This is a genomic window from Selenomonadales bacterium 4137-cl, assembly GCA_032334055.1.
In the GTDB taxonomy this organism is placed as follows: domain Bacteria; phylum Bacillota; class Negativicutes; order Sporomusales; family UBA7701; genus Anaeroselena; species Anaeroselena agilis.
Genome location: JAUOZS010000001.1, coordinates 2,577,349 through 2,592,518 on the forward strand (window position 1 = coordinate 2,577,349; position 15,170 = coordinate 2,592,518).

14 protein-coding genes are annotated in these 15,170 nt (G+C 59.8%); 1 reads left to right on the forward strand and 13 read right to left on the reverse strand.

The genetic code is table 11. The features are described from left to right. Nucleotides 1–19 precede the first annotated feature (19 nt). From mce to Q4T40_13660, 6 genes are all read right to left on the reverse strand, one after another. Nucleotides 20–427, reverse strand: coding sequence for a methylmalonyl-CoA epimerase (mce, locus tag Q4T40_13635; GenBank protein MDT8902291.1), 408 nt, complete (start codon nt 425–427; stop codon nt 20–22). Nucleotides 428–520: 93 nt separating this feature from the next. Next, nucleotides 521–1,459: a methylmalonyl Co-A mutase-associated GTPase MeaB gene (meaB, locus tag Q4T40_13640; protein MDT8902292.1), complete on the reverse strand. Its 939-nt coding sequence runs from the start codon at nt 1,457–1,459 to the stop codon at nt 521–523. Nucleotides 1,460–1,542: 83 nt separating this feature from the next. Continuing rightward, nucleotides 1,543–1,935: a cobalamin B12-binding domain-containing protein gene (locus Q4T40_13645; GenBank protein ID MDT8902293.1), complete on the reverse strand. Its 393-nt coding sequence runs from the start codon at nt 1,933–1,935 to the stop codon at nt 1,543–1,545. A 25-nt stretch (nt 1,936–1,960) separates the two neighbouring features. Next, the gene (locus Q4T40_13650) at nt 1,961–3,607 is read right to left on the reverse strand and encodes a methylmalonyl-CoA mutase family protein (GenBank protein MDT8902294.1); all 1,647 of its coding nucleotides are present in this window, start codon (nt 3,605–3,607) and stop codon (nt 1,961–1,963) included. A gap of 25 nt (nt 3,608–3,632) precedes the next feature. Then, entirely contained in the window at nt 3,633–5,141 is a 1,509-nt protein-coding gene (locus Q4T40_13655; protein ID MDT8902295.1) for an acetyl-CoA hydrolase/transferase family protein, read from the reverse strand. Nucleotides 5,142–5,632: 491 nt separating this feature from the next. After that, entirely contained in the window at nt 5,633–6,262 is a 630-nt protein-coding gene (locus Q4T40_13660) for a redox-sensing transcriptional repressor Rex (GenBank protein ID MDT8902296.1), read from the reverse strand. A 285-nt stretch (nt 6,263–6,547) separates the two neighbouring features. Between Q4T40_13660 and Q4T40_13665 the strand changes: the two genes are divergently transcribed. Beyond that, a complete protein-coding gene (locus tag Q4T40_13665) occupies nt 6,548–7,390 on the forward strand; it encodes a methyl-accepting chemotaxis protein (GenBank protein ID MDT8902297.1) in 843 nt (280 codons plus the stop codon). Between the two features lie 92 nt (nt 7,391–7,482). Here Q4T40_13665 and Q4T40_13670 read toward each other — a convergent pair whose 3' ends face one another. From Q4T40_13670 to Q4T40_13700, 7 genes are all read right to left on the reverse strand, one after another. Further along, nucleotides 7,483–9,063 carry a DHA2 family efflux MFS transporter permease subunit gene (locus Q4T40_13670; GenBank protein MDT8902298.1) on the reverse strand — a complete coding sequence of 527 codons (1,581 nt, stop codon included), beginning with the start codon at nt 9,061–9,063 and terminating at the stop codon, nt 7,483–7,485. 48 nt (nt 9,064–9,111) lie between these two features. Beyond that, a complete protein-coding gene (locus Q4T40_13675; GenBank protein MDT8902299.1) occupies nt 9,112–10,131 on the reverse strand; it encodes an HlyD family secretion protein in 1,020 nt (339 codons plus the stop codon). Nucleotides 10,132–10,205: 74 nt separating this feature from the next. Beyond that, nucleotides 10,206–10,565, reverse strand: a complete 360-nt coding sequence (locus Q4T40_13680; GenBank protein MDT8902300.1) for a PadR family transcriptional regulator — start codon at nt 10,563–10,565, stop codon at nt 10,206–10,208. Nucleotides 10,566–10,694: 129 nt separating this feature from the next. Continuing rightward, nucleotides 10,695–12,419 (reverse strand): NADH-dependent [FeFe] hydrogenase, group A6, encoded by a 1,725-nt coding sequence (locus Q4T40_13685; protein ID MDT8902301.1) that lies wholly within the window; start codon nt 12,417–12,419, stop codon nt 10,695–10,697. Nucleotides 12,420–12,440: 21 nt separating this feature from the next. Then, nucleotides 12,441–14,231, reverse strand: a complete 1,791-nt coding sequence (gene nuoF / locus Q4T40_13690; protein MDT8902302.1) for an NADH-quinone oxidoreductase subunit NuoF — start codon at nt 14,229–14,231, stop codon at nt 12,441–12,443. A gap of 23 nt (nt 14,232–14,254) precedes the next feature. Further along, nucleotides 14,255–14,620, reverse strand: coding sequence for a (2Fe-2S) ferredoxin domain-containing protein (locus tag Q4T40_13695; GenBank protein ID MDT8902303.1), 366 nt, complete (start codon nt 14,618–14,620; stop codon nt 14,255–14,257). Continuing rightward, nucleotides 14,607–15,170, reverse strand: coding sequence for an ATP-binding protein (locus tag Q4T40_13700; GenBank protein ID MDT8902304.1), 564 nt, complete (start codon nt 15,168–15,170; stop codon nt 14,607–14,609). The genes Q4T40_13695 and Q4T40_13700 overlap by 14 nt, the downstream gene beginning before the upstream one ends.

A 15,170-nucleotide genomic window follows, 5' to 3' on the forward strand; every position in this document is an offset into this window, starting at 1 on the left:
AGTTCGGGAAGACGACCCGCTATTTCCGCTCGGAAAGCTCGAGCAGGATGCCGCCGGTGGCCTTCGGGTGAACGAAGGCGATGCTGGCGCCGCCGGCGCCGTAACGCGGCTGCTCGTCGATAAGGCGTACGCCTTTGCCCTTGAGGTCGGCAAGAGCGTTCTCGATGTTGTCTACCCTGAGAGCGACGTGCTGGATGCCCTCGCCGTTCTTCTCGATGAACTTGGCGATCGGGCCGTCCGGGGAAGTGGACTCGAGGAGTTCCACCTCGCTGTCGCCGCAGGGGATAAAGCAAACTTTAACCTTCTGCTGCTCGACGACCTCTTCGCCGAGAGCGGTCATACCAAGGGTTTCGGTGTAGAATTTCTTGGCTTCCGCCAGGTCTTTCACCGCGATGCCGATATGGTCGACCTTTAGTACCTTGAACATAAAGCTACCTCCTTGTGTTATGATTTGATTATATTACCTGATAACAATTTTAACCCAACTTATCTTCCCTGGCAAATAGATCCACACAGGCAATTACTTCAGAAAAGCGTTTAACAGTTCGGAAACGACGCTGTAGGGATCCCTGTCCCGTTTTTCTATCTTCGCGACCAGTTGGTCAAGCTGGCCGGACTCGGTAACTCTGCCGAGAACCCGGCGGTGAATGTATTCCTCCAGCAAGGCGATAAGCTCGCTCCGCGTTCTTGCCGTCCGACGCCGGGCGAGTTCGCCCGATGTGCCAAGATAGTCGATATGGCTGTCGATGGTAGCGATAAGTTCCTCGATCCCTGTTCCCTGGCTGGCCACCGTCTGCTTGATGGGCGGCCGCCAGTCGGTCTTGACCTGATCCAGGTCAAGCATCATGTCAAGCTCGGCCTTCAGGCGCTCGGCCCCCTCGCGGTCGGCCTTATTAATGGCGAACACGTCCCCGATCTCGAGAATGCCCGCCTTGATGGCCTGAATATCGTCTCCCAGACCGGGGACGAGCACGACCACGGTAGTATCGGCGGCTTTGATGATGTCGACCTCGGACTGGCCGACGCCGACCGTCTCGATAAAAATGATATCCTTGCCGAAGGCGTCCAGGATCTTGACCGCATCGGCCGTCTTGCGCGACAGTCCTCCCAAACTCCCCCGCGTTCCCATGCTGCGGATGAACACGCCCTCGTCGAGGGTAAGCTCGTTCATCCGGATGCGGTCGCCGAGGATGGCGCCCCCCGAAAAAGGGCTGGTGGGGTCGACGGCCACAATGCCGATCGTCTTGCCCTGGCGGCGATAAACCTTGGCCAGCTTATCGGTCAAGGTGCTCTTGCCCGCGCCGGGCGGCCCGGTGATGCCGATTACGTGGGCCCGGCCGGTATGCGGGTATAGCTTCTGCATAATCGCCGTCGCTTCGTCGTATTCGTTTTCGACCGCGGTGATGGCCCGCGACAGGGCCAGCCGCGAGCCGGCCAAAAGCTCTGCCACAATATCCACGACTGATGCACCACCTCAAGCCTGCAGCAAGCCGGCCGGGCGGGAGGGCGCTCCTCCCGCCTGACCGACGCTAGTCGCAGGCTCTATTTAACGTTGGACTTGATGAATTCGATGATGCTGGCGGTCGGGGTGCCGGGGGTGAATACGGCGGACACGCCGGCCTCTTTCAGACCGGGGATGTCGGCGTCGGGGATGACGCCGCCGCCGATAATGAGAACATCCTTCATCCCCTTGTCGCGGACCATGTTTACGACTTTGGGGAAGAGCGTGTTGTGCGCGCCCGACAGAAGGCTCATCGCCACGACGTTTACGTCTTCCTGCAGAGCGGCTTCGGTGATCTGCTCGGGAGTTTGGCGAAGGCCGGTGTAGATTACCTCGAAGCCTGCGTCGCGAAGAGCGCGGGCTACGACTTTGGCGCCGCGGTCATGACCGTCGAGACCGGGCTTTGCTACCAGTACGCGAATACGTTTTTCCATCGTTCGTCCCTCCTATCTCTTCTCGTTACAGGCTGACATGCGCTTCGTATTCGCCGAACACTTTGCGCATCACGCCGCAGATTTCGCCGAGGCTGGCATAAACCTTGACCGCGTCGAGGATTAACGGCATGAGGTTTTTGTTCTCGTCCTTGCAGGCTTCCTCGAGAGCGGCCAGCTTGGCCTTGACGGCTGCGTTGTCGCGCTCGGCCTTAACCTTGGCAAGTTTGTTCTTCTGGAACTCGCCGACGGCGGCGTCAACACGCAGCAGGCCTTCGGGAGCTTTCTCCTTGATCTGGAACTGGTTGACGCCCACGATGATGCGCTGTTTGGACTCGACATCCATCTGCCATTTGTAGGCGCTCTCCTGGATCTCCTTCTGGATATAGCCCTTCTCGATGGCTGCCACGGCGCCGCCGAGGTCGTCGATCTTCTTGATGTAATCCCAGCATTCTTTCTCGATCTTGTCGGTGAGGGCTTCCACGTAGTAAGAGCCGCCCAGCGGGTCGACCACATCGGCCAGGCCGCTTTCATAAGCGACGATCTGCTGCGTGCGGAGGGCGATGCGGACCGAATCTTCGGTCGGCAGAGCCAGCGCCTCGTCCTTGGAATTGGTGTGCAGCGACTGGGTGCCGCCCATGACGGCCGCCGCGGTCTGAAGCGCCACGCGGACGATGTTGTTGTCAGGCTGCTGGGCGGTGAGCATCGAGCCGGCGGTCTGGGTGTGGACGCGCAGCATCCAGCTCTTGGGGTTCTTCGCGCCGAAACGCTCCTTCATAACCTTGGCCCATACGCGGCGCGAGGCGCGGAACTTGGCGACTTCCTCGAGCACGTTGTTGTGGGCGTTCCAGAAGAAGGACAGGCGGCCGGCGAAATCGTCGACATTGAGGCCCGCCTTGATCGCGGCGTCGACGTAAGCGATGCCATCGGCGATCGTGAAAGCGATCTCCTGGGAAGCGGTCGAACCGGCCTCGCGGATGTGGTAGCCGGAGATCGAGATAGTGTTCCACGAAGGCACATTCTTGGAGCAATACTCGAAAATGTTGGTGATCAGCCGCATCGAGGGCTTGGGCGGGAAAATGTAGGTGCCGCGGGCGGCGTATTCTTTCAGGATATCGTTCTGGATGGTGCCGTTGAGCTTGTCGGCAGGCACGCCCTGCTTCTCGGCGACCGCGATATACATCGCCAGTAGGACGGCGGCCGGAGCGTTGATCGTCATTGAAGTCGATACTTTGCCGAGATCGATCTGATCGAAGAGAATCTCCATATCCTTAAGGGTGTCGATGGCCACGCCCACTTTGCCGATTTCACCTTCGGCGATGGGGTCGTCGGAGTCGTAACCGATCTGGGTCGGCAGGTCGAAGGCGCAGGACAGGCCCGTGCCGCCCGACTCTAGCAGATAACGGTAACGCTTGTTGGACTCCTCGGCGGTCGAAAAACCGGCGTACATGCGCATCGTCCAGAAACGCCCGCGATACATGGTCGGCTGCACGCCGCGGGTGAAGGGATAATCGCCCGGGAAACCGAGGTCGCGCTCATAGTCGAACCCCTCGAGATCGAGCGGGGTGTAAAGACGGTTATGCGCGAGATTCTGGCGCTCGGGGTTCTTGGCCGCTACTTTTTCTACCTTGGCGGTATACTCGGCCATCTTGGCTTTCAATGTTTCATTTGCCATTCTTTTGTCCTCCTTTACTTGATCGCTATTTAACTTTCATTGTCCCGGTCTTTATGAACCGGGTATGCCAGGAAAGCGCCTCGTCGAGAAGATGCGGGGTGTGGGCGAACCCGGTCGTTTTCTCGGCTCTTTCCAGGTAATCGAGGAGCATCGGCTTGTAGTCGGGATGGGCGCATTTATCGATAATGACCCGGGCCCTCTCCCGCGGGCTGAGGCCGCGGACGTCGGCCACACCGCGCTCGGTGATGATGACGTCGATGTCGTGCTCGGTGTGATCGATATGCGAGCACATCGGCACGATCGAGGAAATATCGCCGTTCTTGGCCACCGAGTTAGTGAAGAAGATGGTCAGGTAGCCGTTGCGGGCAAAATCGCCGCTGCCGCCGATCCCGTTCATCATCTTGGTGCCCATGATATGGGTCGAGTTGACGTGAGCGAAGATGTCCACCTCGATGGCGGTATTCATGGCGATTACGCCGAGGCGGCGGGCCAGTTCCGGACTGTTGGATATTTCCTGCGGCCGGAGAACGATCTTCTTGCGGTACTCCTTAAGGTTGGCATACATCCTCTTGAGACCGTCCGGCGACGGGGTCAGCGACGTGCCGGAAGCGAAATCGAGCTTGCCGGCGTCGATCAGGTCGAACATGCCGTCCTGAATGACTTCGGTAAAGCACTGCAAACCGCTGTAAGGCGACTCGACCATGCCGGCCATTACCGCGTTGGCCACCGAACCCACGCCCGACTGCAGCGGCAACAACTTCTTCGGCATACGGCCGTTCTTGATCTCGTTGTTGAGGAAATCGGTAAGGTGGGCGCTCATCGCTTTGGCGTCGTCGTCGATCGCCGCCAGCGGACGGGTGACGTCGGGCAGGTCGCAAGCAACGATATAGGTTATCTTGCCGGGGCCGGCCTCAATATAAGGCGTGCCGATGCGGTCGTCGGCCTTCACGATCGGGATGGGGCCGCGATTAGGGGGATCCAGGGGAACATATACGTCGTGCATGCCTTCCAGCTCGAGCGGCTGGGAAGTGTTGACCTCGACGATCACGATATCGGCGCTCTGCACGAACGACGCCGAATTGCCCAGCGAGGTCGTCGGCACGATATGGCCCTCCTCGGTGATGGCGCAGGCCTCGATGATAGCTACGTCGACCTTGCCGCCCAAGAAACCGTAACGCGTCATCTGGGCCACATGCGACAGGTGCAGGTCGAAATACTCGATCTTCCCGCTGTTGAGCGCCTTGCGGATGGCGTCGTTAGTCTGGTAAGGCATGCGCTTGTGGATGCCGTCCGCCTGCGCCAGCGCGCCGTCGAGCTCGCCGCCCACCGAGGCTCCCGTCCAGAGATTGATCTTGAACGGCTCATTCTTCATGCGCTCGGCAAGCGCCAGGGGAACCGCCTTGGGATACCCGGCCGGCGTGAAACCGCTGGTGCCGATATTCATGCCCGGCTTGATGATGGCGGCCGCTTCCTCGGCGGAGACAATCTTGGCGTGCAGCTCCTTGCAGCGCACCCTGTCCCTAATGTCAATCATTACACAAACTCCTCCCCTAATCCTTTATATTATTATTGATTGAATACCCCTCCGATAATTCTTCGTCCGCGTATATCGCACGAAAAAAGCACCCGGCCCGTTACGCTTATGCGAAACAAACCCTGGTGCAAGTCCACTACCCATCTATTATCTGAAAGATAATAGACCGTAAACCTGGACAGGTTGACACCGCGCACTTCTAGTCAGGCCGCGCCGCCTGACTGTCCATGAGCAGTTAAAAAATTCACTTAGCAAGCCGGGGAACCGGCTCGAAATATGGCGTCGAGCCATATACATTTGCTTATGTTGGTATATATTCTCTTTATTTGCTCAAAATCCTTTTTCTTTCGCGAAGAATCTTTAAACAAATTTCCGGGCGTCGCCGCATCGCTTAAAAACCGCGCCGCCGGCGGCCGGAACCGCCTCCCCGCGAGCCCGTGCGGTGAAACGAAAAGACAACCGGCTCAGGCTGAGCCCGGTCGTCGCCACCGTCACTGCCGTGACAGATAATACGATATGCTCGACAGACCCACCGACAGATCCTCGCTTACGAGCCGCACATTGTCGGCCACGTTAAGCTTGATGGGCGCGAAATTCCATATCCCCCGCACCCCGGCGGCCACCAGCTTGTCGGCCACCTCCTGGGCGCTCTCGGCCGGCACAGTGATAACGCCGATGTGGATGTTCCGCTCGCGGGCCACCTCTTCGAGCCGGTCGATACTGTAAATCTCTACCCCGCCGATCAGTTGGCCGACCTTTGCCGGGTCAACATCGAACACCGCCGCCAGGTTGAATCCCAGCGAAGCGAAATTTTTATAATTGGCCAGCGCCCACCCCAGGTGACCCACGCCGACGATAGCGATATTCCAGTTGCGGTGGAGCCCCAAAATCTCGCCGATATTCCTGATAAGCTCGCGGACGAAGTAGCCTACGCCTTTTTTGCCGAACTCGCCGAAAGAAGCCAGATCCTTGCGGATCTGCTCGGGCGTCACACCGATCCGGCGGCCGAGCTCTTCCGAGGAGATGATCTCCGTTCCCTCCTGCTGAACAAGGCGCAGGGTCCTGAAATATAGGGGCAAACGATCGATAGTCGCCTTAGAAATCACGATATGCTCCTTCAAGCCTTAGCCCTCCCCACCAAGTTCTCCCCGCACGACTAATCAATTCCGTCTCTGACGGATGAACTCCTGCTTGCAAAGCCGCCGTACGGCAACACTTTTTATAATTTTTCACAATGTTGTTATACCGTATACGTTATGTTTTACACATTATAACGAAAATAACAGCATTTGTCTACCACGGCGCCCGCACGGCCGCCCCTTCGGGTAACTAGGAAAAGGAGAGTGTCATTTATTGTCGAATATATTATAGTCAGAATAATTGCTCAGAAAGGCAGGGACCGACCGATGGAAAACGGACAGGAAATCCTGCAGCATTACGTTCACGCCATGGCCACGCTCAACGACAGGCAAGTGACCGACGTCGGCGTGTGCATCTGCGACCTTGACAAAGTGCTATTCTACCGACCAGCCCGCACTCTCGACCTCAAGGTGTCTGCCGGGGACGCCATCAAGCCCGGTAGCGCCCTCTACCGCGCCATCCAGGAAAAGGGCCGCGTCGTCGTCGTGCAGTCCGACGCCTCCCTTTACGGCGTGCCCTACGTCGGGGTCGGCAGCCCCATCCTCGACGACAGGAACGAAGTGATCGGCGCCATAACCATCTCCGAATCCACCCACCGCTACGACGTCCTGAAACAGGCCTCGACCCATCTAGGCCAAAACATCGAAGCCATCGCCGGCACGGCCGAGGAGATCTCCGCCCAGACCGAAGAAATAGCCGCCGCAAGCCGGACATTGACGCAAACGCTCATCAACTCCCAGAACCGGGCCAAGGACACCGACAAGGTGCTCGGCCTCATCAAAGCGGTTGCCGGGCAAACCAACCTGCTAGGCCTGAACGCCGCCATCGAAGCGGCCCGGGTCGGCGATCAGGGCCGCGGCTTTGGCGTAGTTGCCGAGGAGATCCGCAAACTGGCCACCTCGACCGCCGAATCGGTCAAAAACATCGAAGAAATCATCAGGTCAATCCAGGAAGACAGCGCCGACACCCGCCGGCAGATGGGCCAGATCGACGACATGATCTCCCAGATCACCGCCGCCGTAACCCAGGTGGCCGAAGCCGCCCAGCACCTCAGCGGCATGGCCGGCAATCTGAACGACCTCGCGGACGGGTTGGTTGAAACAAAATAATTCGGAGGGGGCACGCCGTACCCAACGGCGGAAAGAAGTCAATTACCGCGAAGCCGGGAGCATAAGCTCCCGGCTTCGCTCCGCTCAGCGGCCTATTCCACGGCTTTCGACCCGCCGGCTGTTCTTCTCTGCTGCTTGATGAGCAGCGCCAACAATCCGCCGCCAAAGCACATAAACGCGATCGTATGGAAAACGTCCTGAAACGACAAAATCGCCGCCTGCCTTGCTACCATCGCGCCGAGAAGCGCCTTGAACGCCACATACTGCTGCGGCAGGAAGCCGTGTCCCGTGTCCCAGCCATGCGTTGCCGCCGCTATCATCGCGCCGTCCATACCGTCTTTCCCCCACAACGCCTGCAACAAGGCGAATATGTACTGCGGAGCGTTGGCAGCCGAATTCAGATACTCTTTAAGGACGGCGGCATGATAAATTTCGCGGCGGACCAGCAAGGTCTCCGCAAAAACCACGCCAATGCTGCCGCCGATAATCTTGCCGAAATTAAAAATCCCCGAACCCACGCCCACCTTATCTCTCGGCAGCGAGGAAATAGCGCAGTTGGTGAGCGGCGACATGGTGAGGCCAAGCCCTACCCCGAACACGCTCAGCCGTACGAAGAAATCGTGGGGGGAATAGCTGGCGTTGATGGTATCGAGCCAGTATAACGCGCCGGCGATCAGCGTGAGTCCCGTGAACGCGGGCAGCCGCGACCCGAAACGGTCGGCCAGCCGACCGCCTACCGGGGAAGAGACAACCATGCTGGCGGTCAGCGGCAACATCGCCATTCCCGCGGTCGTCGAGCTATAATCCAGCACCGACTTGAGGAAAAAGGGCAGCAGGAACATTCCGCCGTAAAAGGCGACAAACGACACGAAGCCGACAACGTTGGCCACCGCGAAATTGAGATCGCGGAACAGCTGGATTTCGACCATCGGCTGCTCCACCCACTGTTCCACGGCGATAAACATCACGAACGCCGCGAAAGCTATATAAAGCAGCGAGAGAATAAACAGCGAATCCCAGCCTTCCCGCTGTCCCTGGTTAAGGGCGACGAGCAGCGAACTGATGCTGGCGATCAGCAGCGCCGCCCCGAGGTAATCGATACTCGCCGCGGGGTTGCGCCTCGACGCCGGTATTACGGCGACCGCCAAGGCGATGCTCACGGCGCAGACCGGCCCCACCGAAAAGAAAATCGCCCGCCAGTCAAAGCGTTCGATCAGATATCCCCCTATGATCGGCCCCATCGCGCTGCCGCCCGCCGCCATCGCGCTCCAGACCCCCAAGGCCTGTCCCCGCTCGTGGGCATCGAACGTCTGGGCGACGATGGTCATCGCGTTGGGCAGCAACATCCCGCCGCCGATCCCTTGGGCGATGCGGAAGACGATCATCGCCGCCGAGCTTGTGGCCAAGCCGCATAACATGGAGGCTGCCGTAAAGATGACCAAGCCCGCGACATAAAGAGTTTTCGCGCCGTACTGATCGCCAAGCCTGCCGGTGACCGGCAGCGAAGAACCGTAGGGAAGCATATACCCGAGCGAAACCCAGACGATCGAGTCCATATTATAGTTCAACGCCGCCATGATATTAGGGAGGGCGATGTTTACGCAGCTGCTTACATAAGCGCTCAGTACCGTTCCGAGACATACGGTGCATAAAATAGCGTATTTTTTAAACATTCTCCGCTGCCTTTCGCTAGTAAATCTGACTGCCCGCGCCCATTTCGCTCACCTGGTAAAAATGTCTATCACCGCCGACATGCCCGGTTTAAGGACGTATTCGGACTGGTCGGCCTTGATCCTGATCGGCAGGCGCTGAGTGATTTTAGTAAAGTTCGCGGAGGAGTTCTCGGTCGGCAACAGGGCGAACTGCGATCCCGAGGCCGGTCCGACCGCCGATACCCGGCCGGTGAATTTTTTGTCAGGATAGGCATCGATGGTAAACGTGACGCTCTGGCCGACTTTCACCCGGCCGATGTACGTCTCTTCGATATTGGCGCCGATCCAGACGTCGGCAAGGTTGGTTATGCTGAACAGCGGCTGACCGAACACAACAATCTGGCCCTTTTCCACCGATTTCAGGCCGACTACCCCGGCGACCGGCGCTTTGATAACCGTATCGGCCAACTGGATTTCAGCATTCTTCAGCACCGCCCGGGCCTGTTGGACCTGGGCCTGCGCCATCTGAACGTCTTCGCGGCGGGACCCTTCGACGCTCAGGCTGTATTGTTCGCGGGCAGCCATATACTGGGCCTTGGCAACCTCGTATGCCGTCCTGGCTGTGTCCCGCTGCTGGCTGGAGATGGCCCCCTGCCGGTAAAGCTGTTCGTCCCGGTCGTTATTGCGGCGGGAGTTCTCCAGGTTCGCCTCCGCCTGGAGGACGGCGGCGTTGGCCTGTGCGACCTCCTGGGGCCTGTTGCCCGCCAGTATCGCCGCCAGCTTCGCTTCAGCCACGGCCAGGTTCGCTTTGGCCTGCTCCACCTGAACTTGGAATTCCTGCTGCTCGATCACGGCAATCGTCTGACCGGCTGCTACACTGTCGCCCTCGCCGGCCAGCACCTTTTCCACCCTGCCGTTCACTTTCGCGCTTACGGCAATGATCGTTCCCTTTACCCTGGCATCGTCGGTTGACACGATCCGGCTGGCGCGCAACCACCACCACAGCCCGCCGACGATGAAAACGGCGACCAGCAGACCGGCGATAGTGACCATTGTCCGGTTACTCAATTTAGCTCTGTTGTTTTCCACAAATTTTCCTCGTTTCGTTCGTCATGTGCTAAAGCGTGCGCTTACCGGGCCACCCTTGCGGTCGCTGCCGGAGATTACTTGTCCAGCAGGTCGGAACGCAAGATGGCTATTTTCTTTTCCACCAGCCTCAGCCGTTCTTCCAGCATCGCCTCAAGGGCCGGTATGCGGGCGACGCCGTCAGCGGTTACATTATAGATTCGCCGGCCGCGGGTAACAGGACTGGTCCATTCCCCGACAATGTAATTCTTCCCCTCCATAATCCTCAGCAAGGGATAGAGGGCGTTGGTATTCGGGGTATACGCATTTTGCGTGCGCCGCTTTATTTCCTCGGCGATCCTGTTGCCGTGGGCGGGGCCCTGACGGAGAATTTTCAGGATGTACAGCCCGAGAACCAGTCGCATGTAACTCAAATAGTCGTCTTTGCGCGTAGCCAACATATCCCTCCGTCTATATATTAATTATACTATTATTAATAGTATCAAGAATTATGTGGCAAGGTCAATCCCCTAATCCGCCGAAATAGACAAGAAAACCGGGAGCTTTCGCTCCCGGTTTTTTCACGTTTAGCCTCTATGCTGCGCATGGTAGTGGGTGTGGAGAAGCTTGTGCGACTTCTCGCCCAGCGGCTTGCCGAGCCAGGTATCGTACAGCTCCTTCACCGCCGGATTCTCGTGCGACTTGCGAAGCGACATGCAGGAATCGCAGTCGTAGATGGCGTCGACACGCGCCTGACGGATCTCCTGGCACACCGGCAGAGGCTGTCCGCCGCCGCCAATGCAGCCGCCGGGGCAGGCCATGACCTCGATGAAGTGGTAATCGGCCTCGCCGGCGCGGATTTTGTCAAGAAGGGTGCGGGCGTTGGCCAGTGTATGGGCCACGGCCACCTTCACCTGCAGGTCGCCCACCGGCACGACCGCCTCCTTGATGCCCGTCAGGCCGCGAACTTCCTTAAAGTCGAGGCAGCCGAGCTCCTTGCCGGTAACCACTTCCGCCACCGTCCTAAGCGCTGCCTCCATAACACCGCCGGTGGCGCCGAAGATGACGGCCGCACCGGTCGAGATGCCAAGCGGAGCGTCGAATTCTTCTTCCGGCAGCTTGTCGAAGTCGAGGCCGGCCTCGCGGATCATGCGGCCAAGCTCGCGGGTCGTCAGAACATAGTCGACATCCTGGTAGCCGCTGGACCTCATCTCCGGCCTAACGGCCTCAGCCTTCTTGGCCGTGCAGGGCATGATCGAAACGCTGACGATATCCTTGGGATCGATCCCCTGCTTCTCCGGGTAGTACGTCTTGGCCAGCGCGCCGAACATCTGCTGCGGCGACTTGGCGGTGGAGAGATGGTCGAGGAGATCGGGGTACATAAGCTCGATGAAGTTGATCCAGCCGGGAGAGCACGAGGTGATCATCGGCAGCTTGCCGCCCGTGGTCAAGCGCTGGATGAACTCGTTGCCTTCCTCCAGAATGGTGAGGTCAGCGCTGAAGTCGGTGTCGAACACCCGGTCGAAACCGAGGCGGCGCAGAGCCGCGACCATCTTTCCGGTAACGACGCTGCCGGGACCCATGCCGAGGGCTTCGCCCAGGGCCACGCGCACCGCCGGGGCGGTCTGCACGACAACATGCTTCTTGGGATCGCTCAGCGCCTGCCAGACCGGAGCGGTATCGTCCTTTTCGACGATCGCCGCCGTCGGGCAGACGGTGGCGCACTGGCCGCAATACGTGCAGGGCGCCTCGTCGAGACCCGACATGAAGGCGGGGGCGACGGTGGTACCGAAGCCGCGGTTGACGAAGCTGTACACGTGCACGCCCTGCCGCTCGCTGCAAGCGCGGATGCACCGGCCGCACAGGATGCACTTGTTCTGGTCGCGGATGAGCGACGGGTTGTTGGCGTCGAGGGGCAGGTTCTTGCGCTCGCCCTCGAAGCGGATCTCGCGGATGCCGAGGTCGGCGGCGATCGACTGCAGCTCGCAATTCAGATTGCGCTGGCAGGAGAAGCAGTCGGGCGGATGATTGGCGAGCAGCAGCTCCACAACCGTCTGGCGGGCTTCCCGGACCGCGGCGGAGTTGGTGCGGACGACCATGCCCTCGTTCACCGGGTAAACGCAGGAGGCGACCAGGCTGCGAGCCCCCTCAACCTCCACCAGACATACGCGGCAGGCCCCTTCCGGCCTGAGCTCGGGGTGGTAACACAGGCTCGGCACCTTGATGCCCACCGACTTAGCGGCTTCGAGGACGGTGGCCGTTTTCGGCACCTGAACCTTCTGACCGTCAATAGTTATATTGACCATATCCATGGTATCACACTCCTTCTCCCTTTAGCCCTTGATGATGGCCTTGAACGGGCACTTGGTCATGCAGGCGCCGCACTTGATGCAGACGGACTGATCGATGGCGTGGCGGGACTTGATCTCGCCGCTGATCGCCGCCACCGGGCAGGTCTTGGTGCACAGGCCGCAGCCCTTGCAGGCGTCCGTGATCTGGTAGCCGGCCAGCTTGGCGCACGCCCCGGCCGGGCAGCGCTTCTCCTTGATATGGGCCTCGTATTCGTCGCGGAAATACCTGAGCGTGCTCAGCACGGGGTTGGGAGCCGTCTGGCCCAGGCCGCACAGCGCCGAAGTCTTGATATTCTTGGCCATGCTCTCGAGCAGGGCGATATCCGTTTCCTTGCCTTCGCCCTCGGTGATGCGGGTGAGAATCTCCAGCATCCGCTTGGTGCCCTCGCGGCAGGGGGTGCATTTGCCGCACGACTCGGCCTGGGTGAAGGTGAGGAAGAACTTGGCCAGATCGACCATACAGGTCGTCTCGTCCATGACCACCAGACCGCCGGAGCCCATCATCGCGCCGGCCTGGATGAGGGAATCGTAGTCGATCGGCAGGTCGAGAAGCTCGGTCGGCAGACAGCCGCCCGAAGGGCCGCCGATCTGGACAGCCTTGAACTTCTTGCCGCCGGGGATGCCGCCGCCGATATCGAAGATGATCTCGCGCATCGTGATGCCCATCGGCACCTCGGCGAGACCGGTGTGGTTGATGCGGCCGGTGAGGGCGAAAACCTTCGTGCCCTTGCTCTTCTCGGTGCCGATGCCGGCGTACCAGTCGGCGCCCTTGGTGATGATCTGCGGCACGTTGGCGAACGTTTCGACGTTGTTGATGTTGGTCGGCTTGCCCCACAGGCCGGAGATGGCCGGGAAAGGCGGACGGGGCCGCGGCATGCCGCGCTTGCCTTCGATCGAAGCCAGCAGAGCGGTTTCCTCGCCGCACACGAAAGCGCCGGCGCCTTCCTTGATCTTCAGGCGGAAGTTGAAGCCCGAGCCGAAAATATTTTCGCCAAGCAAGCCGAGGTCTTCGGCCTGCTTAATGGCGATTCTCAGGCGCTTTATCGCCAGGGGGTATTCGGCCCGCACATAGATATAGCCTTCGTCGGCGCCGATGGCGTAGCCGCAGACAGCCATGCCCTCGATCACGCGGTGGGGGTCGCCCTCCAGGACGCTGCGGTCCATGAACGCGCCCGGGTCGCCCTCGTCGGCGTTGCACACCACATATTTCTTATCGCCGGCAGCCTTGCGGGTGAAGTCCCACTTCATGCCCGTCGGGAAACCGCCGCCGCCGCGGCCGCGCAGACCCGACTTCTTCATCTCGTCCACGACCTGCTCGGGGGTCATCGTGGTCAGCGCTTTGCCCAGGGCCTCGTAGCCGCCGACGGCGATATACTCTTCGATGATCTCGGGGTTGATGTGGCCGCAGTTGGCCAGCACCATGCGCATCTGCTTCTTGTAAAAGCTCAGCTCGTTGTAGTTGGGGATGCTCTCGTGGGTGACCGGCTCCTTGTACAGCAGCCGCTGCACTATCCGGCCCTTGTAGAGGTGGCTTTCCACCAGCTCGGGGACGTCCTCGGGCTGGACGCGGACATAGAAAGTGCCTTCAGGATAAACGATCACCAGCGGCCCCATCTCGCAGAAACCGTGGCAGCCGGTCTCCACGACCATGATCTCCTTATCGAGGCCCTTCTTCGCCAATTCCTCGCGCAGCGCCGCTTCGACCTTCGCCGCGCCCGAAGCGGTGCAGCCGGTGCCGGCGCAAATGAGTACGTGAGCTCTCACGTGTTGCATATTCTTCCCTCCCGTTTACCGTGCTATTGAGAAATCTTGCCTACGACCAGCTCTTCCACGATCCGGCCGTTGACCACATGTTCGCCGATTATCTTGGACACCGCGGCCGGCGTAACCTTGCCATAGGTTATGCGCGGTTCGTCGGGACGGACGACGTCGACCAGGACTTCCTTCTCGCACATGCCGATACAGCCGGTCTGGCGGACGGTCACGTCCTGCAGCTTACGCTTGGCAATCTCGTCAAGGATCGCGGACATCACTTCCCGCGCCCCGGCGGCGATACCGCACGTACCCATGCCCACTATGATCTGTATGCCGCCTGCGTGACGCAGCTTGGTCTGCGACTGGAACTGCTCGCGCATGCGCTTCAGGTCCTCAACTGTTTTCATGCTGTACACCTCCGTACAAATTGGCCTCGTTGGCCGCTATATACTCATCGAGCCATACAATGACATCCGGGTGCGTCAGGGGCATATCGCCCAATATCTCCGTCAACTCGCGGGTAGTCAGGGTAAACACGGCGTCATCCACCGAGTGGCGGTAGATCAGATCGGTATCCGGATTGGCGATCACCAGCGTTTTCACCGTCGCGGCAATATTGCCGAGCGGCGGTCGGTCCAAGTGGCTGTGGCGATAAACCGCCTCCACCGTAGTCCCCCGGCCAACCGTCGAATCGATCTTCAGATACCCGCCGCACTGCTTGGTGGACATATCGATCAGCGGCAGACCCAGCCCCACCCGGCGAGTCGTGCGGGTAGTGACGAAGGGATCGATAACGCGCCGCCTGGTTTCGGCGTCCATGCCCCGCCCGTCGTCGCTTACGCGGATGGTCAGAGTATCCGCGCCGCTGTCCTCGATAATCTCCAGCAAAACCCGGCTTGCCCCCGCTTCGAGGGAGTTCTGGACAAGGTCCAGAATATGGAGCGCCAGTTCGCGCAT

Coding starts and splice junctions, on each gene's coding strand:
- Q4T40_13665 (MDT8902297.1), top strand. CDS start 6,548: ATGGAAAACGGACAGGAAATCCTGCAGCATTACGTTCACGCCATGGCC.
- nuoF (MDT8902302.1), bottom strand. CDS start 14,231: ATGCAACACGTGAGAGCTCACGTACTCATTTGCGCCGGCACCGGCTGC.
- Q4T40_13645 (MDT8902293.1), bottom strand. CDS start 1,935: ATGGAAAAACGTATTCGCGTACTGGTAGCAAAGCCCGGTCTCGACGGT.
- Q4T40_13700 (MDT8902304.1), bottom strand. CDS start 15,170: ATGCGCGAACTGGCGCTCCATATTCTGGACCTTGTCCAGAACTCCCTC.
- Q4T40_13670 (MDT8902298.1), bottom strand. CDS start 9,063: ATGTTTAAAAAATACGCTATTTTATGCACCGTATGTCTCGGAACGGTA.
- Q4T40_13695 (MDT8902303.1), bottom strand. CDS start 14,620: ATGAAAACAGTTGAGGACCTGAAGCGCATGCGCGAGCAGTTCCAGTCG.
- mce (MDT8902291.1), bottom strand. CDS start 427: ATGTTCAAGGTACTAAAGGTCGACCATATCGGCATCGCGGTGAAAGAC.
- Q4T40_13655 (MDT8902295.1), bottom strand. CDS start 5,141: ATGATTGACATTAGGGACAGGGTGCGCTGCAAGGAGCTGCACGCCAAG.
- Q4T40_13685 (MDT8902301.1), bottom strand. CDS start 12,419: ATGGATATGGTCAATATAACTATTGACGGTCAGAAGGTTCAGGTGCCG.
- Q4T40_13650 (MDT8902294.1), bottom strand. CDS start 3,607: ATGGCAAATGAAACATTGAAAGCCAAGATGGCCGAGTATACCGCCAAG.